Origin of the sequence: Streptomyces parvus (assembly GCF_032121415.1) — a bacterium.
GTDB classification, from domain to species: domain Bacteria; phylum Actinomycetota; class Actinomycetes; order Streptomycetales; family Streptomycetaceae; genus Streptomyces; species Streptomyces globisporus_A.
This window is the reverse complement of record NZ_CP135079.1, coordinates 6181912-6202640: the sequence shown is the minus strand read 5'-3', so window position 1 is coordinate 6202640 and position 20729 is coordinate 6181912. Positions and strand designations below refer to the sequence as shown.

Sequence of the window (20729 nt, the reverse complement as noted above, 5' to 3'; positions counted from 1 at the left end):
TCGCAGTCGGTGACGCGTCGGGCCACCGGAGGGTTGCCCCGGGGCCGGGGCTACGCGGACGCATCAGGCTCGCCCCCTGGCGGTGAGACGCGAGATGTGGCGGGCGTCGAGGCCGGACAGGCCGCGCGCCGCGACGTAGGCCTTCTCGTGGCCGGGCAGGGAGACCCGGCCCCGCAGGACGGCCTCGGGGTCGCGCTCGATCCGGTCGAGGAGGCGGCGGTAGATCCCGGCCATCGCGGCGACGCAGGCGCCGCTGCGGCGGTCGAGCATCGGCAGCAGCCGGTAGCCCTCGGCGAACAGGGCGCGGGCGCGGCGGACCTCGAAGTGGATGAGGCCGGCGAAATCGGACCCGGGGGGCGGAGTGGCCCGCTGGAACCCTGCCGAGCAGCCGAATTTGGCCAGGTCGTCGGCGGGCAGGTAGGTGCGCCCGTTGCCCGCGTCCTCGCGGACGTCGCGCAGGATGTTGGTGAGCTGGAGGGCGAGGCCGAGGGTGTCGGCGTACTCCGCGGCGCGCTCGGCCCCGCGGGCGCCGGGCGCGGTGCCGAAGACGCCGAGGCTGAGGCGTCCGATGGCTCCGGCGACGCACCGGCAGTAGGCCTTCAGGTCGTCCCAGGTCTCGTAGGTCGCCCCCCGTACGTCCATCAGGACGCCGTCGATCAGCTCGTCGAGTCCGCCGAGCGGGAGCGGGAAGCGGCGGGCGGCGTCGGCGAGCGCGACGGCCACCGGGTCGGTGTCGTCCTCCTCGACCTTGCCGTGCCGGACCCGGTCGAGCAGCTCGCGGGTGCTCTCCAGCCGGGTCCGCTTGGTCCCCGCGTCCAGTTCCCCGTCGCCGATGTCGTCGACCCGACGGGAGAAGGCGTACAGCGCCGACATGGCCTGCCGCTTCTCGTTCGGCAGCAGCCTGATGCCGTAGGCGAAGTTACGGGCCTGCTGTCCGGTGACCGCTTCGCAGTAACTGTATGCGGCCTGCACCGGCGGCGACATGTACGTCGTCTGTCCCTCCACGGTCCGGCTCACCTCTCTCCACGCGCTCTTCGCAAGACGGTTCCCACTTCACGCAGCAGGCTGGGCTTGGTGGCCTTGGGCGGTCCGGGCAGGACGTCGAACCCGGCGGCCGAGATCGCCGTGAGCGCGCTGCGGCCGCCCCCGACGAATCCGGCGAGGAGCAGTTTCAGCCTGCCGTCGACGCTGCCCACCAGCGGGGGGCCCTCGTCCAGCAGGTCGCTCGCGCGCTGGGCCTCGTACGCGATCAGGGCGCGGACGGAGGCTCCGGCGGAGGGCGCGGCCAGGTCGGATTCGGTGACCCGGAAGCGCTCCATGTCCTCGGCGGGCAGATAGATCCGGTCGCGTTCCAGGTCCTCGGCGACGTCCTGGAGGTGCTCGACGATCTGGAGTGCGGTGCAGACCGCGTCGGAGCGGCGGACGCGGTCGGGGCTGGTGGTGCCGGTGAGGGCGAGGACCAGGCGGCCGACGGGGTTCGCGGAGAGCTCGCAGTAGGCGGCGAGCTCGGCGTAGGTGCCGTAGCGGCGGACCTTCTGGTCCTGGCGGTTCGCCTCGATCAGGCCGAGGAAGGGGTCGGGGGTGAGCGCACGGCGCCGGACGGTGGGGCGCAGGGTGCGCAGCAGGGGGTGGTGCGGCTCCTCGCCGGTGGTGGCGAAGACCCGGCGGAGGTCGGTCTCCAGGGCGTCGAGCATGGCGAGGCGGTCGTCGCTCCGCTCCGGCTCCAGGCCGAGGTGGCGGGCGTCCGCGCCGCCGGGGGCGAGGTCTCCGTCGCCGATGTCGTCGACGAGCCGGGCGAATCCGTAGACCGCCATCAGGTCGCCGCGCCAGGCGCGGGGCAGGAAGAAGGGCGCCACGGGGAAGTTCTCGTCCGCGGCTTTGCCGAGGGTGGCGTCACCGGTGCGCGCCGCGGGGGTCGAGGTCACTGCGGACCGCCCGGCGCGGGGACGGCGAAACCACGTCGGAGCTGGAGATCTTCCGTCATTGCCGTCACATATCCCGTTCTACACTGCCGACCCAAAACAACCCTTTTCGGACACGCCGCTCAGTCTTCCGAGTGCACTGCGGCAGAGCGTCGGTGCCGCGGCGTATCGCCCTACTTGCCATGAATCAGCACCGCTTCAGCTTACGTCGTACAGCTCACCGGGGGTCGGCGGGGTGGAGAGCCCGCCACCGCGGCCCGGCCGTCCCCGTCAACCTTCCCCGCGCACGGCTGACTTGACGTCATCCGCCGGGAGGAGATCGCCCCCGGGCCCCTACTGCGCGGGGCCTGCCCGGCACCGGGCACCGCACGGCCCCCGCCGGACCGGTCCGGCGGGGGCCACGGGAGAGGCTCGGGCTACTTGCCCGTCTCGCGCTCGTACGCCTTGAGGACTTCCTCGGTGGGGCCGTCCATCAGCAGCTCGCCCTTCTCCAGCCAGAGCGCACGGTCGCAGGTGTCCCGGATCGACTTGTTGTTGTGGCTGACCAGGAAGACCGTGCCCGCTTCCTTGCGCAGCTCGCGGATCCGCTCCTCGGAGCGGATGCGGAACTTGCGGTCACCGGTGGCCAGCGCCTCGTCGATCATGAGGACGTCGTGGTTCTTGGCCGCGGCGATCGAGAAGCGCAGCCGCGCCGCCATACCGGAGGAGTACGTCCGCATCGGCAGGGTGATGAAGTCGCCCTTCTCGTTGATGCCGGAGAAGTCGACGATCTCCTGGTAACGGGAGCGGATCTCCGCCTGGGTCATCCCCATGGCCAGACCGCCCAGCACGACGTTGCGCTCGCCGGTGAGGTCGCTCATCAGGGCCGCGTTCACGCCGAGCAGCGAGGGCTGGCCGTCGGTGTACACATGGCCGGATTCGGTCGGCAGCAGCCCGGCGATGGCCCGCAGCAGCGTCGACTTGCCGGAGCCGTTGGTGCCGATGAGGCCGATGGCCTCGCCGCGGTAGGCGGTGAAGGAGACACCGCGTACGGCGTGCACCTTCCGGACGCCGCGGGGCTCGCCCTTGCCGCGCCGCATCATGCGGCTCAGCGCGGCGGTGGCGCTGCCCCGCCCGCCGCCCGCGCCGTTGACCCGGTACACGATGTGCACATCGTCGGCGATCACCGTGGGGATGCGCCCCTGCGCGTTGTCGTCAGCCACGGCCGTACCGCTCCTCCGCCTTCCAGAAGTACACGAATCCCACGACGCCCAGCAGCACCGCCCAGCCCAGGCCGGCGGCCCAGACGTGGTCCGGCAGGTTCTCGGAGCCGTACCCGTCGATCATGGCGAAGCGGACCAGGTCCATGTAGATGGCCGCCGGGTTGTACTGGAGCACGTCCGCGATCCACGAGGGCTTGTCCTTCAGCATCACCGGGATGGAGAACATGACGCCCGAGGCGTACATCCAGGTGCGCATGATGAACGGCATCAGCTGCGCGAGGTCGGGGGTCTTGGAGCCGAGCCGCGCCATGACGAGGGCCAGGCCCGTGTTGAAGACGAACTGGAGAAGCAGGGCGGGGATCACCAGGAGCCACGACAGCGAGGGGTAGCTGCCGAAGATCACGGCGACCGCGACCAGCACGATCATCGAGAAGAGCAGCTGCTGGAGCTGTTGGAGCGAGAAGGAGATGGGCAGCGAGGCCCGGGGGAAGTGGAGGGCCCGGACCAGGCCGAGGTTGCCGGCGATCGACCGGACACCCGCCATCACCGAGCTCTGGGTGAAGGTGAAGACGAAGACGCCGGTGACCAGGAACGGCACGAAGACGTCGTGGGGGATCCCCTCCCTGGTCCCCAGGATCAGGCCGAAGATCAGGTAATAGACACAGGCGTTCAGCAGGGGCGTGACCACTTGCCACAGCTGGCCCAGTTTGGCCTGGCTGTACTGCGCGGTCAGCTTCGCCCGGGAGAAGGCCAGGATGAAGTGGCGTCGGCCCCAGAGCTGTCGCATGTACGCGAACAGCCCCGGCCGGGCGCCGCTCACGGTCAGGCCGTACTTGGCGGCCAGCTGGGCCGCGTCGAGGCCCTCGTCGGCGGACGGCGGGGTCCCGAGGGCTACCCCACCGTCGTGGGTCGTGTCACTCACAAGTTGAAACTCTCGTCTTCACGCGCAGCCAGTCGCGGGCGCGGCTCAGGCGGACAGGTTCCGGAAAGAAAATACGCCTCATGCTCTCAGAGGAAAGCGTCTCAGATGACCGGAGGGCGGCCCAGCCTCGTCAGCCGCCACACCGTACGCCACTTCATCGGGCGCCGGGTTCCGCAGGGGGCCGTCCAGCCTTCCCTGAATCCGCCGAACCATGCCTTCAGCGCCGGCCGGGACGGGCGCCTGACCAGGGTCAGCAGCAGCCAGACCCCCGTGTAGAGGGGGACCAGCGGGGCGGGCAGGTTCCGGCGGGCGAGCCAGACCCGGTTGCGGGCGACCATGCGGTGGTAGACGGCGTGCCGGGACGGGGCGGTGGTGGGATGGTTCAGCACCATGTCGGCGCGGTAGTCGATCATCCAGCCCGCGTCCAGCGCCCGCCAGGCGAGGTCCGTCTCCTCGTGGGCGTAGAAGAAGTCCTCGGGCAGCGGGCCGACCTCGGCGATGACCTTGGTGCGTACGGCGTTGGCGCCGCCGAGGAACGTCGTGACGCGCGAGGAGCGCATCGGGTCGGCGGCCCGCAGCCGGGGCACGTGCCGCCGCTGCGTGGCGCCCGTGTCCGGGTCGGCGATGCGGAAGGTGATGATCCCGAGCTTCGGGTCCGCCTCGAAGGCCTGCCGGCACAGCTCGGCGGTGTCCCGGTTCGGGAGCAGCCCGTCGTCGTCCAGGAAGAGCAGCGCGTCCACGTCCGCCCCGCAGGGGCCGAACGCCTCGATGCCGACGTTGCGGCCGCCCGGGATGCCCAGGTTCTCGGGCAGCTCCACCGTGCGCACCCCGGCGGGCACGTCGGGGACCGGGGCGCCGTTCCCGACCACCACGGCCTCGATCCGGTCACCGTGCTGGGCGGTGACCGAATCGAGGAGGGCGCGGAGCTCGTCCGGGCGGTTGCCCATGGTGATGATCACCGCGCCCAGTTTCATGGGAAGGGTCACTTCAGCCTGCTGGACGCCAGGACGGACACCAGGTGCAGCAGGGTCTGCAGCAGCGCGATGCCGGCCATGACCGCCACGGTCAGCCGGGTGTAGAAGAGGTCTCCCGCGATCGCGTCGACGACGGCCACCACGAGGATCACCAGGGACGCCTCGATGCCGAGGATGAGCCGGTGGAACTTGAGCGCGGCGGCGGCCTTGCGGGCCAGCGCCATACCGGAGGAGCGCGGCTCGGAGGCCGCTTCCTTCACCGGCGGCAGCCCGCCCTGGTGACGGGCCACGCCCACCAGGTCCGTCTCGGCCTTGATCAGGATCGCGCCGAGCGCGGCGAGCGTCCCGAGGAACGCCCAGAGCCAGTCGATCCGGCCCTCGCCCCAGATGTCGGCGGCCCGCAGGCCGAGGCCCACCAGCACCGCCGCGTCGCACAGATAGGCGGCGACCCGGTCCAGGTAGACCCCGCTGAGCGAGTACTGCTTCTTCCAGCGGGCCAGCTCGCCGTCCACGCAGTCGAAGAGCAGGTAGAGCTGGACCATCACCACGCCGAGCACGGCGCCCCAGATGCCCGGCACCAGCAGCGCCGGGGCGGCCAGGGCTCCCGCCAGCGTCATGACGTACGTGACCTGGTTCGGCGTGACGCGGGTGTTGACCAGGTAGCGGTCCACACGCAGCGAGACCTCGCGCATGTACATGCGTCCGGCCCAGTGCTCGCCGCTTCGCCGGTCCTTCACCCCCGGGGGGTGGACGACCGGACGGAGTTCAGCTACGGATGGTCGTCGCATAGTCGGCGTACGCGTCCCTGATCTGGTCGGTGGACAGGTTGAGGTGCTCCAGGACCGTGAAGCGTCCCGGACGCGTCTGCGGCGCGTAGTCGACGGCCTGCACGAACTCGTCGACGCTGAACCCGATCTCCTCCGGCAGGACCGGCAGACCGTGGCGGCGCAGTATCGATGCCATCAGGAGGGACTCCTGGCGGGCACCGCGCAGATGCATGGCGAAGCAGGCGCCGAGGCCGACCTGTTCGCCGTGGCTGGCCGCGCGCTGGGGGTAGAGCAGGTCGAAGGCGTGGTTGATCTCGTGGCAGGCGCCGGACGCCGGACGCGAGTCGCCCGCGACCGACATCGAGATGCCCGTCAGGACGAGCCCTTCGGCCAGCACCTTCAGGAAGGCGTCGTCGCCCACGCCGCCCGGGTGGCGCAGCACGGCCTCGCCGGCCTGGCGGGCCATCGCGGCCGCGAGCCCGTCGATCTCCTCGCCGTTGACCTCGTGGGCCAGCTCCCAGTCGGCGACGCAGGAGATGTTCGAGATCGCGTCGCCGATGCCGGAGCGGACGTAGCGGGCGGGCGCCTCACGGATCACATCGAGGTCGATGACCACGGCGATCGGGGTGGGGACCCCGTAGGAGCCGCGCCCGTTGTCGTTGTCCAGCGTGGCGACCGGCGAGCACAGGCCGTCGTGCGAGAGGTTCGTCGCGACGGCGACCATGGGCAGCCCGACCCGCGCCGCGGCGTACTTCGCCACGTCGATGATCTTGCCGCCGCCGAGGCCCACCACGGCGTCGTACCGGTTGCCCTTGATGCCGTCGGCGAGCTTCACCGCGGAGTCGATCGTGCCGTCGGCGACCGGATACCAGTCGGCGCCGGGCAGGACCGGGGCGAGCCGCTCCTTCAGGGCGCGCCCGGAGCCGTCGCTGATCGCGATGGCGAGCTTGCCCGAGGAGGAGATCCGCTGATCGGCCAGGAGACCCGCCAGATCGTCCATGGCGCCGCGTCGGATGTCGACGACGACCGGGGACGGAATGAGCCGGGTCAGTACTGGCACGCGATCTCCCGGCCCTTCTTCAGGTCGTCGTGGTTGTCGATCTCGACCCAGGTCACGGTGCCGATGGGGGCCACGTCGACGGTGAAGCCGCGGTTCACGAGCTCCTGGTAGCCGTCCTCGTAGTAGAGGTCGGGGTCGCGCTCGAAGGTGGTCTTCAGCGCGTCCGCCAGCTCCTCGGCGGCCTCGGCCTCGATGAGGGTGACGCCGATGTACTCACCGGTGGCGGTGGACGGGTCCATCAGCTTGGTGATGCGCTGGACGCCCTTGCCCTCCTCGGTGATGACCTTCATCTCCTCGTCGGCGAGCACCTTCTCGGTGTCCAGGGCGAGGATGATCTTCTGGCCCTTGCCGCGGGCGTCCAGGAGGGTCTTCTCGACGGAGACCGGGTGCACGGTGTCGCCGTTGGCGAGGATCACGCCGCGCTTGATGACGTCACGGGCGCACCACAGGGAGTAGGCGTTGTTCCACTCCTCGGCCTTGTCGTTGTCGATCAGCGTGAGGCTGAGGCCGTAGGCGGCCTCCAGCTCGGCCTTGCGGGCGTAGACCGCCTCCTTGCGGTAGCCGACGACGATCGCGACCTCGGTGAGTCCGACCTCCGCGAAGTTGGCCAGCGTGAGGTCGAGGACCGTCTTGTCGCCGTCGACAGGGACGAGCGCCTTGGGGAGCGTGTCCGTGTAGGGGCGCAGACGTCGTCCTGCACCGGCTGCCAGTACGAGGCCGATCATGCGAGTTCTCCTTCGTCGTGTACGGCGGGCGCCGAGGAGGACACCCAGAAGCGGATGGACTCCACGAGCACCACCAGAGCCACGGCGACCGCGAGCGCGGTCAGGGCCGTGGTGAAACCTGCGGCGTGGGTGAGTACGGCGGCGAGGACGGCCACCAGCGCGGTACGGCCCTCGTGTCCACCGATCGTCCGCACCAGCCACTGGGGCGGCGCGCCGGTGCCTCCGCGGATGCGGTACACCGTGTCGTAGTGATGGTAGGCGACGGCCGAGACGAGCCCGAAGGCCGCCGGAACGGCGTGCGGAGCGTCGCTGCGGGCCGCCAGCACGAGGATCGTTACGTACTCCGCCGCCCGGAAGAACGGCGGCACCAGCCAGTCGAGCGCGCCCTTGAGCGGGCGGGCGACGGCGAGGCCGGAGAGGACCACGTACACGACCGCGGCGGCGACGGTGAGCGGGCTGCCGTACGGGAGGAAGAGGGCCCCGCCGATCATGACGAGCGTCCCGAGCAGGGCGACGGCCGGAGCCGTGAACGCGCCCCGGAGTCCGGGGGCCACCGCCGCGACACCCTGGGCCAGCGGGCCGGAGTCGGCGAGGTCCGCCAGGGCCTGCGCGGCGCGGTCGGTGCGGCTGGCCCGGCGGGTCAGCGAGCGCAGCAGACGGCCCGCGGTGGTGTAGCAGGCGGCGAGCGCGCAGCCGATGAGCAGCGCGTAGAAGACGATGCGCGGGGTGGTGAGCGCGGTCAGGACCGCGATCATGGCCCAACGCTCGCCGATCGGCAGCACGATCATCCGGCGAGCCCAGACCGTCCAGCCGACGCTGTCCAGCTTGTCGGAGAGGGCGGCGGTGGGGCTGGTGTTGGCGACAGCGTCGTGGTTGGCCTCGTTGAACGAGAAGTCGACGACATGGCGACAGGCCTGGAGGACCATCGCGCCGAGCGCCAGGACCCAGACGTCGTCACCGCCGCGTACGGCGCCGATGGCGAGTCCGGCGTAGTACGCGTACTCCTTGGCCCGGTCGAAGGTGGCGTCCAGCCAGGCGCCCATCGTGGAGTACTGCAGCGAGTAGCGGGCGAGCTGCCCGTCGGTGCAGTCCAGCACGAAGGAGACCAGGAGCAGGACCCCCGCCGCGATGTAACCGCCGCGGGTTCCGGTGGCCGCCGCGCCCGCCGCGATGAGCGCGGTGATCAGGGACGCGGTGGTGACCTGGTTCGGGGTGAGGCCCCGGCGGGCGCACCAGCGGGCGATGTAGCGGGAGTACGGGCTGATGGCGAAGGTGGTGAAGAAGCCGTCGTGGGCCTTCACCGCGCTGCGCAGCCGGACCGCCTCGTCGTCGACCGCGTCGCGGGCGTTCTCGGCGGTCGCCCGCGCTCCGGCGTCGGCGGGGACACAGGCGGTGAGCGATCCCAGCTCGGGGCGCTTGACGGCGGTGCCCTCGGCCTCCAGCGCGACGGCGATCCGGCCGGGGACGGTGCGGTCCTCGGGCGCCGGATCGGTGTCGGCGGCGACGACGGGGGCGCCGGCGCCGACGGCGGCCGTGGTGCGCCGGAGCGCGCGCAGCAGGGCGCCGCGCGCCTCGGGCTGGGCGGTGAGCGCACCGGGCACGGTGGCGGCGGCGAAGCGGGGGTCGGTCAGGCCGAGCCGCAGCGCGTGGACGTGGCCGACGAAACGCGGATCGACGAGGGCGACCCGGCGGCCGGCCGGGACGGCGGCGAGGAGGGTTGCGGCGTCACCGGCGTCGGCGGCGGTCTGCACGTCGAAGCCCAGGGACCGCAGATCGTCCGCGAGCGACGACCCGGGTACCGGCGTACCGGTGAGGATGGCGGTCGACAGACGAACTCACTCCTTGGTACTGACGTGGACGGCACACGGCGGCACGGCCCCATGGCGGGCCGGCGGCGTGTCGGCTGAGGCTATCGGATGAACGGAAGACCGAGTTCACCACCCGTTTGCGCGCTGTTCGGGTGGACCTGCGCGGTCGGGCGCCGTTCGCGATCATCATCATCGATCGGGGGCCCGGCCCACAAACCCGCGGACCGGGCGGCAGGAACGCTGCGCTTAGGCTGGCGGTCATGACATGGCTGATCACAGGTGGGGCGGGTTACATCGGGGCACACGTGGCGCGGGCCATGGTCGCGGCGGGTGAGCGGGTCGTGGTGCTCGACGACCGCTCCAGCGGCATCGCGGAGCGGCTGCCCGACGGCGTCACGCTGGTGGAGGGCTCCGCTTCCGACCGGGGCCTGCTGGATGGGGTGCTGACCGATCACGCGGTGAGCGGGGTGGTGCATCTCGCGGCGAAGAAGCAGGTCGGCGAGTCCGTGGAGAAGCCGCTGCTGTACTACCGGGAGAACGTCGCGGGACTGGCCGTCCTGCTGGAGGCCGTGGTCGCGGCGGGGGTTCGGCGCTTCCTCTTCTCGTCCTCGGCGGCCGTGTACGGCGTACCGGACGTGGACCTCATCACGGAGGAGACGCCCTGCCTCCCCATCAACCCCTACGGCGAGACGAAGCTCACCGGTGAGTGGCTGGTGCGGGCCACCGGCCGTGCGCACGGGCTCTCCACCGCCTGCCTGCGGTACTTCAACGTGGCGGGGGCGGCCGCGCCGGAGCTCGCGGACACCGGGGTCTTCAACATCGTGCCGATGATGTTCGAGCGGCTGACGCGCGGCGAGGCCCCCCGGATCTTCGGCGACGACTACCCGACCCCGGACGGCACCTGCATCCGCGACTACATCCACGTCGCCGATCTGGCGGAGGCGCACCTCGCGGTCGCGCGCCGGCTGGACGAGACGGGCGCGGGCGATCTGACGCTGAACGTCGGTCGGGGCGAGGGCGTCTCGGTACGGGAGCTGGCGGACGTGATCGGCGAGGTGACGGGAAGCGCTCTGGAGCCGGTGGTCGAGCCGCGCCGGGCCGGTGACGCTCCGAAGGCGGTGGCGTCGGCCGCGCGGATCACCGGGGAGCTGGGCTGGACGGCCCGGCGGAGTGTGCGCGAGATGGTCGAGTCGGCCTGGGAGGGCTGGTGCCTGCACCACCCCGAGGCCCGCGCGCAGGGGCGCCCCTGACCGTCTCCGCGAGACGGGTGCCCGATCGTGTCAACGCTCTGACCTGCGGAACGTTTCCGCAGGTCAGAGCAGATGACAACGGTGTTCAGTCCCGTGTTGCCCGATACCCCCCACCCGTAGTTCACTGGGCCTGGCCGGGGCGGTTCCGCCCCGGCATGTCCTACGGACCTGGAGGCGTTTCGCATGGGGGCTGGCCACGATCACGGGCACACGCACGGCGGGCCGCCTCCGACGGGAACGGCGGCCGGCGCGTACCGGGGAAGGCTCCGGATCGCCCTGGCGATCACCCTGGGCGTGATGGTCATGGAGCTCGTCGGCGGGGTGCTCTCCGACTCGCTCGCGCTGATCGCGGACGCCGCCCATATGGCCACCGACGCCCTGGGGCTCGGGATGGCGCTGCTCGCCATCCACTTCGCCAACCGCCCGGCCGCCCCGAACCGCACCTTCGGCTTCGCCCGCGCGGAGATCCTGGCCGCACTCGCCAACTGCCTGCTGCTGCTCGGCGTCGGCGCCTATCTGATCTACGAGGCGGTGGAGCGGTTCATCACCCCCGCCGACACGAAGGGCGGGCTCGCCATCGCCTTCGCCGCGGTCGGCCTGGTGGCCAACATCGTCTCCCTCTCGCTGCTGATGCGCGGGCAGAAGGAGAGCCTCAACGTACGGGGCGCCTATCTGGAGGTGATGGCCGACACCCTGGGATCGCTCGCCGTGATCATCTCGGCGGGGATCATCATGGCGACCGGCTGGCAGGCCGCCGACCCGATCGCCTCGCTGGTGATCGGTCTGATGATCGTCCCCCGGACGGTGAAGCTGCTGCGGGAGACCCTGAACGTGCTGCTGGAAGCCGCGCCCAAGGGGGTGGACATGGCGGAGGTGCGGGCCCACATCACGGCCCTGCCCGGGGTGCTGGACGTCCACGACCTGCACGCCTGGACGATCACCTCGGGGATGCCGGTGCTCTCCGCCCACGTGGTGGTGCGCCAGGAGATGCTCGACTCGATAGGGCACGAGAAGGTGCTGCACGAGCTGCAGGGCTGCCTCGGGGACCACTTCGACGTGGAACACTGCACCTTCCAGCTGGAGCCGAGCGGTCACGCGGAGCACGAGGCGCATCTCTGCCACTGAGCGACGGGGCGGGGGCCGCCCCCCGGTTCCTTCCTCGTCTCCCGGGCCCCGGGCCGGGTCCCTTCCTCCCCGGACCGGGCCCTGGCCCCTCTCACGCAAGGGTTTTCACGTTGACCGACCACACCGACCCCCGGTGGACCGTCCGCCCGGAGACCCCGGCGGACCGCGCGGCCGTGCACGGAGTCAACACGGCCGCGTTCCCCACCCGCGACGAGGCGGACCTCGTGGACGCCCTGCGGGCCGACCCCGACGCGTGGCTGCCGGAGATGAGTTACGTCGCCGAGGCCCCGGACGGGTCCATCGCGGCGTACGCGCTGCTGACCCGCTGCCGGGTCGCCGAGGCCCCGGCGCTCGCCCTGGCACCGGTGGCCACGGTCCCCGCGTACCAGCGGCAGGGGGCGGGGCAGGCCGTGGTGCGGGCGGTGCTGGACGCCGCCCGGGTGCGCGGTGAGGCGCTGGTGCTGGTGCTCGGTCATCCCGAGTACTACCCGCGCTTCGGTTTCGGACCGGCCTCGCGCTACGGGATCCGGCCAGGTTTCGAGGTTCCGGACGAGGCGATGATGGCCCTGGTACTGGACGATTCGGTTCCTGTTCCGGCGGGCCTGATCCGTTATCCGGCGGCCTTCGACGTCTGACGGCCCGTCCGTCCCGCCGCTTTCGCAGGGCGTGGCGGGACGGACATGCCCGGCCCCGGAGTGCGGACAAGCGGCTTTTGTACGGCAGACTTGACCGGACTCCAGGGGCCCGGCGCACGAGGCCGGGGACCAAAGCGAAGGATGGGTATGCCGACCACACCAGCCACCGCGACGCACAGCTCGTCGAACGGCACCGCAGAAGCGATCATGCTCGAACTGGTCGACGAGAACGGCACCACCATCGGCACCGCGGAGAAGCTGGCGGCCCACCAGGCCCCCGGGCAGCTGCACCGCGCGTTCTCCGTGTTCCTCTTCGACGAGCAGGGGCGGCTGCTGCTCCAGCGCCGGGCACTCGGCAAATACCACTCCCCCGGCGTCTGGTCGAACACCTGCTGCGGACACCCCTACCCGGGCGAGTCCCCGTTCGCGGCCGCCGCCCGGCGTACGTACGAGGAGCTGGGCATCTCGCCGTCGCTGCTGGCCGCGGCGGGCACCGTGCGCTACAACCACCCGGACCCGGCGTCGGGCCTGGTGGAGCAGGAGTTCAACCACCTGTTCGTGGGAATGGCGCAGGAGGCGCTGAAGCCGGACCCCGAGGAGGTCGGCGAGACCGCGTTCGTCACGGCCGCCGAGCTGGAGAAGCGACACGCCGACGACCCGTTCTCGGCGTGGTTCATGACGGTGCTGGACGCGGCGCGGCCGGCGATCCGTGAGCTGACGGGGCCCTCGGCGGGCTGGTGACCGTCGCCCGGTCGCGGACGGGGGCGGGGGCGGGGGCGGGGGCGGGGGCGGCCGGACAGTCGTGTACGGGGCGGTCAGAGCTGCGTCTTCAACGGCAGCGTCGCCCAGATGATCTTTCCGCCGCTCGCGGTGTGCTCGACGTCGCAGGTCCCGCCCGCCTCCGCGGTGACCACCTTGACCAGCAGCAGGCCCCGGCCGCCGGTCTGCGCGTAGTCCGTCTCCAGGGCGGTGGGGCGGTAGGGGTGGTTGTCCTCCACCGAGACCCTGACCCAGTCGGGGCCGATGGCCACCTCGACGGCCAGCTCGGGCGAGAGCAGCGCCGCGTGCTTCACGGAGTTGGTGACCAGCTCCGAGACGATCAGCAGAAGCCCCTGGAGGATGTCGTCCTCGACCGGCACGCCCTGCCGGCCGAGAAGATCGCGTACGGCGTGCCGGGCGCTGGGCACGGACGCCTCCACGGCGGGGGCGGTGAAGCGCCACACCCCCTCGTACGACACGGGGTCGGCAGGGGCACTCCCGAGGCTCTCCATCGTCCGGCACCAGCTCTCACTCGCACTGCACTGACCGTCGAGTAAAGAGTGTGGGAATGGCTTGGTCCGCACCGTGCCACTGACCGGAAGTAGCCAGGTATCGGTGCCATTTGACCAAACCTGTAGGCCATTGACGACTGAGTGACTACTTCTGCTCGTCTTCTGGTGACGTGGCCGGCTCGCCCGCGGTCGGGACCGTTTCATCGAGCCGCTCCGAGACCATGCTGACGATGCGTCGGCCGCCGATGCCGACGGCGATCAGGCCGAGACCGTCGAACAGCAGGGCCAGCGAGAAGAAGCAGCCGAGCACGTACAGGCTGCTGTGCGGCCAGTCGAACAGCACCAGCAGGCCCAGCAACAGACCGAAGGCTCCCTGCAGCAGCGTCCACCCCATCTGCGGGCCGCGCACCACGACGCTGCCGACGAGCCGGAAGACCCCGCCGGTCAGGAAGAGCAGGGCGGCGAACATGGTCAGCGCCTCGGCGGTGCCCTCGGGGTGCTTGATGACGACGACGCCCGCCGCGATGTTGAGGGCCGCGACCACCACCCCCAGCCAGAAGTAGCTCGTGCCGCGCGACTCGATCGCGTGCAGCAGCCCGACCAGACCGCCGACGAGCAGCAGCCAGCCGAAGAGCAGCATCGAGGTCAGGGTGGCCACGCCGGTGTAGACGAGCCCGACGATGCCCGCGATCACCAGCAGCGTGCCGAGCAGCGCCAGCCAGCCGAAACTGCGGCTGAGCTTCCTGCCCTCGGCGGTGGGTTCGTTCATCGACAGCTCCTCACGGCGCGTGTCCGTCCGGCGACCCCTTCTTGATCATAGGTTCGAACCGTGGGGATAGCATCCGGCGCATGGACCGTACGGAACCCCGCCTGATCACGTCCGTCGAGCGCGGCGTCGCCACCGTCGTGATCGCCAACCCCGCCAAGCGGAACGCGATGACCACCGCGATGTGGCGGAGCCTGCCGGAGCTGCTGGAGCGGCTGGCGGCCGATCCGGAGGTCCGGGCGCTGGTGCTGACCGGGGCCGGGGACACCTTCTGCGCCGGAGCCGACATCTCCTCGCTGCGGGAGAGCGCGGGCACCGCCCAGGGCCTCGCGGTGGGGGCCGAGGAGGCGCTCGCCGCGTTCCCCCGGCCGACGCTGGCAGCGGTGCGCGGCTACTGCGTGGGCGGCGGCGGTCAGCTCGCGGCCGCCTGCGATCTGCGGTTCGCGGAGGAGGGGGCCTCCTTCGGGGTCACCCCCGCCAAGCTCGGCATCGTCTACCCGGCGTCCTCGACCCGGCGTCTGGTCGCCCTCGTCGGCCCGGGCACCGCGAAGCACCTGCTGTTCTCCGGCGAGCTGATCGGCACGGAACGGGCGCTGCGCACCGGCCTGGTCGACGAGGTGCTGCCGCCCGGCGGCCTGGACAAGCGGGTCGAGGAGTACGTACGGGTGCTGGCGTCCCGGTCGCAGCTGACCCAGGCCTCGGCGAAGGAGTTCGCCGCGGGCCGGACGGACCGGGACGCCCACTGGGCCACCGAGGCGCGCGGCAGTACGGACACGGCGGAGGGCGTCGCCGCCTTCCTGGAGCGGCGCGCCCCGCGCTTCACCTACACCACCGCGCCCGCGCGCTGATGCCGTACGCCACAGGTCTCACCGGGTGACGTGCCGGCTCCTGGCCCGCCACTCCTCGACGAGGGCCGCGGGGGCCTTCTCCGGCGAGCCGCAGTCGTAGGGGGGCTGCGGGTCGTACTCCGTGAGCAGCTGAACCGAGCGTGCCGTGTCGTCGCCCGCGATCCGGCCGAGGAGGGTCAGCCCCATGTCGATGCCGGAGGAGACCCCGGCGGCGGTGACGTACTTGCCGTCGAGGACCACACGCTCCCCGGTGGGCTCGGCGCCGAATCCCTTCAGCAGTTCCAGTGCCAGCCAGTGGGACGTGGCCCGCCGCCCCTTCAGGAGTCCGGCCGCCGCCAGCAGGAGCGAGCCGGTGCAGACCGAGGTGGTCCAGGTGGTGGCGGCGTCGACCGCGCGCAGCCAGCCGAGCAGGGCCTCGTTCTCCATCTGGTCGCTCTGGCCGGGGCCGCCCGGCACGATCACCAGATCGGGCGAGGCCACCTCGGTGAGCGACTTCTCCGCGACGAGCCCGAGGCTCCCGCTGTCGTTGCGGACCGGTCCGGTCCGCTCGGCGACGAAGACGGTCTCGGCACCGGGTGCCCGGCTGAGGATCTCGTAGGGGCCCACCGCGTCCAGGGCGGTGAAGCGGTCGAAGAGCACGATGGCGATCTGCACGGGAGTTGCCTCTCGGTTCGGCCGGTGAGAGCCGGCGCGGGTCGGTGCGGGTCTGCGCGGACTGGTGCGCTGCGTGGGTCGGTGTGGGCCGGTGGGCCGATGTGGGCCGTGGTGCGCCGGGGGGGTCAGGTGGTTGATGCGGGGGTGCGGAAGCGGCGGCGGTATTCGACCCCGGTGCCGTCGCGAGGTTCTTCACGAAGGCGCGGCGCATGGCCTCCGGGGTGCCGTAGCCGCTGGCGCGGGCGACCTGCTCCACGCCGTCGGCGGTGTCCTCCAGCAGCCGGCGGGCGTGCTCCAGGCGAACCCGCTCCACGTACCGCCCGGGGGTCGTCCCGGTCTCCGCCCGGAACGCGCGGGCGAAGTGCCGGGGCGAGAGCCGGGCGCGGGCCGCGAGGGCGTCGACGCCGAGGTCGGCGTCCGGGTGCTGGGTGATCCAGTGCTGGACCTCGCGCAGTGGTTCGCGCCGAGCGGTCTGGGCGCTGAGCTGGGCGCTGAACTGGGCCTGGTTGCCGGGGCGGCGCAGGAACACCACGAGGTGCCGGGCGATGGTCAGCGCGAGGTCCCGCCCGTGGTCCTCCTCGACGAGCGCGAGGGCCAGGTCGATCCCCGCCGTGACGCCCGCCGAGGTGGCCAGCCTCCCGTCCCGTACGAAGATCGGCTCGGGATCGACCCGGACGGCCGGGTGGTCGCGGGCCAGCCGCTCGCAGTAGTTCCAGTGGGTGGTGACCCGGTGTCCGTCGAGCAGGCCCGCCTCGGCCAGCAGCACCGCCCCGGTGCACACGGAGACGAGCCGGTCCGGCCCGGGCCCGTGCTCCCGCAGCCAGGCGGTCAGCTCCGGGTGGGAGCCCCGGGTGCCGGGCCCGCCGGGTACCAGCAGGGTGTGCGGGGAGGGCGCGTCGGCCAGGCTGCTGTCGGGCATCAGGACGAGCCCGCTGGTCGACCGGACGGGGCTGCCGTCGAGCGAGGCGGTCCGCAGGTCGTAGGAGACCCCCGGCGACCAGGAGGCGCCCGCGAAGACCTCCATCGGGCCGGTCACGTCGAGACCCTGGACGCCGTCGAAGAGGACGACGAGGACGGTTCGCTGCTTCACGTCCGACATCCTGGGCGGCGGGCGGCGATGGCCGCAATGACGTATACCCCTCCTTTCCTGCCATCCATCCACCGTGGACCGGTCACCGGTCTGCTGTCGGCCCGGTTCGCAGGGCGATGGCCCTCCCCCGGGGTTCCGCACCGTACCGACCAGTCGGTAACGTGCGGGCATGAGTACTCTCCCGGCCCGCGCGGAGCGCCACTGCCACAACGCCGTCAACCCGCTGCACTCCTGCCTCTTCTTCTCCCCCGACCTGGGTACGGAGATGGCGAAGATCGGTATCGAGGACCCCTCCGCCGCCTACTTCGCGACCCGTGCCGCCGCGTTCGGCACCGTGGGCGCGGGCACCGTCAGCGCCACCTTCTACAACTTCAACCCCGTGCTGGTGGCCCGCCATGTGCCGGCCGTCTGGGAGACCGCCTCCCCCGAGGTGGTCCTCGAAGCCCGGCTGAGGGCGGCGGACTCGACGCTGCGGCGGCTGCTCGGCGAGGAGGTCATCGCCTCCGAGGAGATGGCGGAGGCGGCCCGGCTCGCGCTGCGCGCCACCGAGGCCTGCGCCCCGCACGCCCGCCCGCTGTACGCCGCGCACGCCGGCCTGCCGGTGCCCGAGGAGCCGCACCTGGCGTTCTGGCACGCCGCGACCCTGCTCCGCGAGCACCGGGGCGATGCCCATCTCGCCGCCCTGCTCGCGGCCGGCCTCGACCCGCTGGAGTCGCTCGTCAGCCACACGGCCACCGGCAAGGGCATGGCGATCCGCTGGATCCTGTCCTCCCGGGGCTGGCGCCGCACCGACTGGGAGGCGGCGTCCGAGCGGCTGCGGGAGCGCGGGCTGCTGGAGGCGGGCGAGGAACTGGCGCTGACCGAGGCGGGCACCGCGCTGCGCGCCGAGGTCGAGGAGGCGACGGACCGCATGGACATCGCCCCGTACGAACACCTGGGCGCGGAAGGCGTGGAGCGGCTCACCGAACTCGCCCGCAACTTCCTCTTCACGGCCGCCGCTGCGGGCGCGTTCCCGGCCTCGGCGACCGGCCGGGACTGACCCGGGACGGGCCCCGGCGCCGCCCGGCCTCCCGCGCACCGCGTCGGGGCTGCCGGGCGTGTTGCCCGAGGTCACGCGACACGGCCCCCGGCCACGCGGCACAATGCAGGCCGGGGGGATGCCCCCCGGCAAGCAGATACGTGCTCAGCGCGACCCGAGCACGGCCAGCACAGCCAGTACGAGAAGGCGAGTCGGGAAAACCGTGACGACGTCCATCGAAGGCAGGATCGCCGAGGAGCTCGGCGTACGGGAGCGACAGGTCAGGGCGGCGGTCGAGCTGCTCGACGGCGGATCGACCGTGCCGTTCATCGCGCGCTACCGCAAGGAGGCGACCGAATCCCTCGACGATGCGCAGCTGCGCACGCTGGAGGAACGGCTGCGCTACCTGCGGGAGCTGGAGGAACGGCGTACGGCGATCCTCGACTCCGTACGCGAACAGGGCAAGCTCGACGCGGCTTTGGAGGCGAGCATCCGGGCCGCCGAGACCAAGGCGCGCCTGGAGGACGTCTACCTGCCGTTCAAGCCCAAGCGGCGCACCAAGGCGCAGATCGCCCGGGAGGCGGGGCTCGAACCGCTGGCGGACGGGCTCCTCGGGGACCCGTCCGTCGATCCGCTCACCGCTGCCGCCGCGTTCGTCGACGGCGACAAGGGTGTGGCGGACGCGGCGGCCGCCCTGGAGGGCGCACGCGCGATCCTCACCGAGCGGTTCTCCGAGGACGCCGACCTGACCGGCGAGCTGCGTGAGCGCATGTGGACGCGCGGCCGGCTGGCGGCGAAGGTGCGCGACGGCCAGGAGGAGGCGGGTGCGAAGTTCGCCGACTACTTCGGCTTCGCGGAGCCGTTCACCGCGCTGCCCTCGCACCGGGTGCTCGCGATGCTGCGCGGCGAGAAGGAGAACGTGCTCGACCTGGTGCTGGAGCCGGAGGAGCCCGAGGCCGCCGAGCAGCCTGGCCCGTCCGCGTACGAGAACATGATCGCCCGCCGCTTCGGGATCGCCGACCGGGGCCGCCCGGGCGACAAGTGGCTGGGTGACACCGTGCGGTGGGCCTGGCGGACCCGGATCCAGGTGCACCTGGGCATCGACCTGCGGCTCCGGCTGCGTACGGCGGCGGAGGACGAGGCGGTCCGGGTCTTCGCCTCGAACCTGCGTGATCTGCTGCTCGCCGCCCCGGCCGGGACGCGGGCCACGCTGGGCCTGGACCCCGGATTCCGTACGGGGGTGAAGGTCGCGGTCGTCGACGCCACCGGCAAGGTGGTGGCCACCGATGTGATCCACCCGCACGTACCCGCCAACAAGTGGGACCAGGCGCTGGCCAAGCTCGCGCACCTCGCGAAGGAGCACGCGGTCGACCTGATCGCGATCGGTAACGGCACGGCGTCCCGCGAGACGGACAAGCTTGCCGGTGAACTGATCGACAAGCACCCGGAGTTGAAGCTCACCAAGGTGATGGTCTCGGAGGCGGGCGCCTCGGTGTACTCCGCCTCCGCGTTCGCCTCGCAGGAACTGCCCGACATGGACGTGTCGTTGCGCGGCGCGGTCTCCATCGCACGGCGGCTCCAGGACCCGCTGGCCGAGCTGGTGAAGATCGACCCGAAGTCGATCGGCGTCGGTCAGTACCAGCACGACCTGTCCGAGGTGAAACTCTCGCGGTCCCTGGACGCGGTCGTCGAGGACTGTGTGAACGGCGTCGGTGTGGACGTCAACACCGCGTCCGCGCCCCTGCTTTCACGGGTCTCCGGGATCAGCTCGGGGCTGGCGGAGAACATCGTGGCGCACCGGGACGCCAACGGCCCCTTCCGTTCCCGCAAGGCGCTCAAGGACGTGGCGCGCCTCGGCCCGAAGGCGTACGAGCAGTGCGCGGGCTTCCTGCGGATCCGGGGCGGAGACGACCCGCTGGACGGCTCCAGCGTGCACCCCGAGGCATACCCGCTGGTACGGCGGATGGGGAAGAGCGCGGGCGGCGAGGTCGCCTCGCTGATCGGGAACGCGGAGGCCCTGCGTGCGCTGCGGGCGGCGGACTTCGTGGACGACATGTTCGGGCTGCCGACCGTGACGGACATCCTCAAGGAACTGGAGAAGCCGGGGCGCGACCCGCGTCCGGCGTTCCGCACGGCGACCTTCAAGGAGGGCGTCGAGAAGCTCGGCGACCTGGAGCCGGGCATGGTGCTGGAGGGCGTCGTGACGAACGTGGCCGCGTTCGGCGCGTTCGTCGACGTCGGCGTCCACCAGGACGGTCTGGTGCACGTGTCCGCGCTGTCGAAGACGTTCGTCAAGGACCCGCGCGACGTGGTGAAGCCCGGGGACATCGTGAAGGTCAAGGTCATGGACGTCGACGTGCCCCGCAAGCGGATCTCGCTGACGCTGCGCCTCGACGACGAGCCCGGCGCGGGCGGCGGCTCCGGTGGCGGGCAGCAGGGCCGCGGCGAGCGGGGCGTCCGTCCGCCGAAGCAGCGCCAGGGCCAGGTCTCCGGTGGCGGCCAGGGCCGTCAGGGCGGCGGCGGACGGGACCGGCGCGGTGGCGGGTCCCGGCAGGGCGGCCAGGGCGCTCCGGCTCCGGCCAACAGCGCGATGGCAGATGCTCTGCGGCGGGCCGGGCTGGCCGACCCGAAGCAGGGCGGCGGCCGGGGGCGCTGACCTGGTGGTCTCCGGGGGCGGATCGCCGTGTGCGGC

19 protein-coding genes and 1 pseudogene are annotated in these 20729 nt (G+C 72.0%); 7 read left to right on the top strand and 13 right to left on the bottom strand.

Features of this window, described 5'->3' with window-relative positions:
- Window positions 1–63: 63 nt before the first annotated feature.
- From hpnD to RNL97_RS28810, 9 genes are all read right to left on the bottom strand, one after another.
- A complete protein-coding gene (gene hpnD / locus RNL97_RS28850; RefSeq protein ID WP_199814193.1) occupies window positions 64–984 on the bottom strand; it encodes a presqualene diphosphate synthase HpnD in 921 nt (306 codons plus the stop codon).
- Window positions 985–1013: 29 nt separating this feature from the next.
- A complete protein-coding gene (hpnC, locus tag RNL97_RS28845; protein WP_313751372.1) occupies window positions 1014–1925 on the bottom strand; it encodes a squalene synthase HpnC in 912 nt (303 codons plus the stop codon).
- A 413-nt stretch (window positions 1926–2338) separates the two neighbouring features.
- Window positions 2339–3124 carry an ABC transporter ATP-binding protein gene (locus tag RNL97_RS28840; RefSeq protein WP_030582388.1) on the bottom strand — a complete coding sequence of 262 codons (786 nt, stop codon included), beginning with the start codon at window positions 3122–3124 and terminating at the stop codon, window positions 2339–2341.
- Window positions 3117–4046: an ABC transporter permease gene (locus RNL97_RS28835; protein ID WP_030582391.1), complete on the bottom strand. Its 930-nt coding sequence runs from the start codon at window positions 4044–4046 to the stop codon at window positions 3117–3119. The genes RNL97_RS28840 and RNL97_RS28835 overlap by 8 nt, the downstream gene beginning before the upstream one ends.
- 101 nt (window positions 4047–4147) lie before the next feature.
- Window positions 4148–5020, bottom strand: coding sequence for a glycosyltransferase family 2 protein (locus RNL97_RS28830; protein WP_030582394.1), 873 nt, complete (start codon window positions 5018–5020; stop codon window positions 4148–4150).
- An 8-nt stretch (window positions 5021–5028) separates the two neighbouring features.
- Window positions 5029–5808, bottom strand: coding sequence for a CDP-alcohol phosphatidyltransferase family protein (locus RNL97_RS28825; protein WP_078652016.1), 780 nt, complete (start codon window positions 5806–5808; stop codon window positions 5029–5031).
- Window positions 5786–6847, bottom strand: coding sequence for an iron-containing alcohol dehydrogenase family protein (locus tag RNL97_RS28820; protein ID WP_030582400.1), 1062 nt, complete (start codon window positions 6845–6847; stop codon window positions 5786–5788). Before RNL97_RS28820 ends, RNL97_RS28825 begins: the two co-directional genes overlap by 23 nt.
- Window positions 6835–7572 carry a phosphocholine cytidylyltransferase family protein gene (locus RNL97_RS28815; RefSeq protein ID WP_030582403.1) on the bottom strand — a complete coding sequence of 246 codons (738 nt, stop codon included), beginning with the start codon at window positions 7570–7572 and terminating at the stop codon, window positions 6835–6837. Before RNL97_RS28815 ends, RNL97_RS28820 begins: the two co-directional genes overlap by 13 nt.
- On the bottom strand, window positions 7569–9323 hold the full coding sequence (locus tag RNL97_RS28810) for a DUF5941 domain-containing protein (RefSeq protein ID WP_243315873.1): 1755 nt from the start codon (window positions 9321–9323) through the stop codon (window positions 7569–7571). The genes RNL97_RS28815 and RNL97_RS28810 overlap by 4 nt, the downstream gene beginning before the upstream one ends.
- Before the next feature lie 317 nt (window positions 9324–9640).
- Here RNL97_RS28810 and galE point away from each other — a divergent pair, with 317 nt between their 5' ends.
- The 4 genes from galE (at window position 9641) to idi (ending at window position 13131) form a co-directional block, all read left to right on the top strand.
- Entirely contained in the window at window positions 9641–10630 is a 990-nt protein-coding gene (galE, locus tag RNL97_RS28805; protein ID WP_030582409.1) for a UDP-glucose 4-epimerase GalE, read from the top strand.
- A gap of 183 nt (window positions 10631–10813) precedes the next feature.
- Window positions 10814–11755, top strand: a complete 942-nt coding sequence (locus RNL97_RS28800; protein WP_030582412.1) for a cation diffusion facilitator family transporter — start codon at window positions 10814–10816, stop codon at window positions 11753–11755.
- 110 nt (window positions 11756–11865) lie between these two features.
- Window positions 11866–12390 (top strand): GNAT family N-acetyltransferase, encoded by a 525-nt coding sequence (locus RNL97_RS28795; protein ID WP_313751371.1) that lies wholly within the window; start codon window positions 11866–11868, stop codon window positions 12388–12390.
- Window positions 12391–12537: 147 nt separating this feature from the next.
- Window positions 12538–13131 (top strand): isopentenyl-diphosphate Delta-isomerase, encoded by a 594-nt coding sequence (idi, locus tag RNL97_RS28790; protein WP_030582419.1) that lies wholly within the window; start codon window positions 12538–12540, stop codon window positions 13129–13131.
- Between the two features lie 74 nt (window positions 13132–13205).
- Here the strand turns inward: idi and RNL97_RS28785 are convergent, their stop codons facing one another.
- Both RNL97_RS28785 and RNL97_RS28780 read right to left on the bottom strand, forming a co-directional pair.
- On the bottom strand, window positions 13206–13661 hold the full coding sequence (locus RNL97_RS28785) for an ATP-binding protein (RefSeq protein ID WP_030582422.1): 456 nt from the start codon (window positions 13659–13661) through the stop codon (window positions 13206–13208).
- 145 nt (window positions 13662–13806) lie between these two features.
- Window positions 13807–14430, bottom strand: coding sequence for an HdeD family acid-resistance protein (locus tag RNL97_RS28780; protein ID WP_030582425.1), 624 nt, complete (start codon window positions 14428–14430; stop codon window positions 13807–13809).
- A gap of 80 nt (window positions 14431–14510) precedes the next feature.
- Here RNL97_RS28780 and RNL97_RS28775 point away from each other — a divergent pair, with 80 nt between their 5' ends.
- Window positions 14511–15275, top strand: coding sequence for an enoyl-CoA hydratase/isomerase family protein (locus tag RNL97_RS28775; RefSeq protein ID WP_030582429.1), 765 nt, complete (start codon window positions 14511–14513; stop codon window positions 15273–15275).
- 18 nt (window positions 15276–15293) lie between these two features.
- On the opposite strand, the gene RNL97_RS28770 is transcribed toward RNL97_RS28775, so the two are convergent.
- Together RNL97_RS28770 and RNL97_RS28765 are read right to left on the bottom strand one after the other, a co-directional pair.
- Window positions 15294–15929, bottom strand: coding sequence for a DJ-1/PfpI family protein (locus tag RNL97_RS28770; protein WP_313751370.1), 636 nt, complete (start codon window positions 15927–15929; stop codon window positions 15294–15296).
- Between the two features lie 125 nt (window positions 15930–16054).
- Window positions 16055–17019: pseudogene (locus RNL97_RS28765) on the bottom strand (GlxA family transcriptional regulator).
- Window positions 17020–17188: 169 nt separating this feature from the next.
- Here RNL97_RS28765 and RNL97_RS28760 point away from each other — a divergent pair.
- Together RNL97_RS28760 and RNL97_RS28755 are read left to right on the top strand one after the other, a co-directional pair.
- Window positions 17189–18058 carry an SCO6745 family protein gene (locus RNL97_RS28760; protein WP_313751369.1) on the top strand — a complete coding sequence of 290 codons (870 nt, stop codon included), beginning with the start codon at window positions 17189–17191 and terminating at the stop codon, window positions 18056–18058.
- A 202-nt stretch (window positions 18059–18260) separates the two neighbouring features.
- Window positions 18261–20693 (top strand): Tex family protein, encoded by a 2433-nt coding sequence (locus RNL97_RS28755; protein WP_313751368.1) that lies wholly within the window; start codon window positions 18261–18263, stop codon window positions 20691–20693.
- The last annotated feature ends 36 nt before the right edge of the window (window positions 20694–20729 follow it).

What these genes read in the sequence shown, in the direction of transcription:
- RNL97_RS28760 (WP_313751369.1), top strand. Translation starts at nt 17,189, where the DNA reads ATGAGTACTCTCCCGGCCCGCGCGGAGCGCCACTGCCACAACGCCGTC.
- RNL97_RS28830 (WP_030582394.1), bottom strand. Translation starts at nt 5,020, where the DNA reads ATGAAACTGGGCGCGGTGATCATCACCATGGGCAACCGCCCGGACGAG.
- galE (WP_030582409.1), top strand. Translation starts at nt 9,641, where the DNA reads ATGACATGGCTGATCACAGGTGGGGCGGGTTACATCGGGGCACACGTG.
- RNL97_RS28785 (WP_030582422.1), bottom strand. Translation starts at nt 13,661, where the DNA reads ATGGAGAGCCTCGGGAGTGCCCCTGCCGACCCCGTGTCGTACGAGGGG.
- RNL97_RS28815 (WP_030582403.1), bottom strand. Translation starts at nt 7,572, where the DNA reads ATGATCGGCCTCGTACTGGCAGCCGGTGCAGGACGACGTCTGCGCCCC.
- idi (WP_030582419.1), top strand. Translation starts at nt 12,538, where the DNA reads ATGCCGACCACACCAGCCACCGCGACGCACAGCTCGTCGAACGGCACC.
- hpnD (WP_199814193.1), bottom strand. Translation starts at nt 984, where the DNA reads ATGTCGCCGCCGGTGCAGGCCGCATACAGTTACTGCGAAGCGGTCACC.
- RNL97_RS28825 (WP_078652016.1), bottom strand. Translation starts at nt 5,808, where the DNA reads ATGCGACGACCATCCGTAGCTGAACTCCGTCCGGTCGTCCACCCCCCG.
- RNL97_RS28800 (WP_030582412.1), top strand. Translation starts at nt 10,814, where the DNA reads ATGGGGGCTGGCCACGATCACGGGCACACGCACGGCGGGCCGCCTCCG.
- RNL97_RS28775 (WP_030582429.1), top strand. Translation starts at nt 14,511, where the DNA reads ATGGACCGTACGGAACCCCGCCTGATCACGTCCGTCGAGCGCGGCGTC.
- RNL97_RS28780 (WP_030582425.1), bottom strand. Translation starts at nt 14,430, where the DNA reads ATGAACGAACCCACCGCCGAGGGCAGGAAGCTCAGCCGCAGTTTCGGC.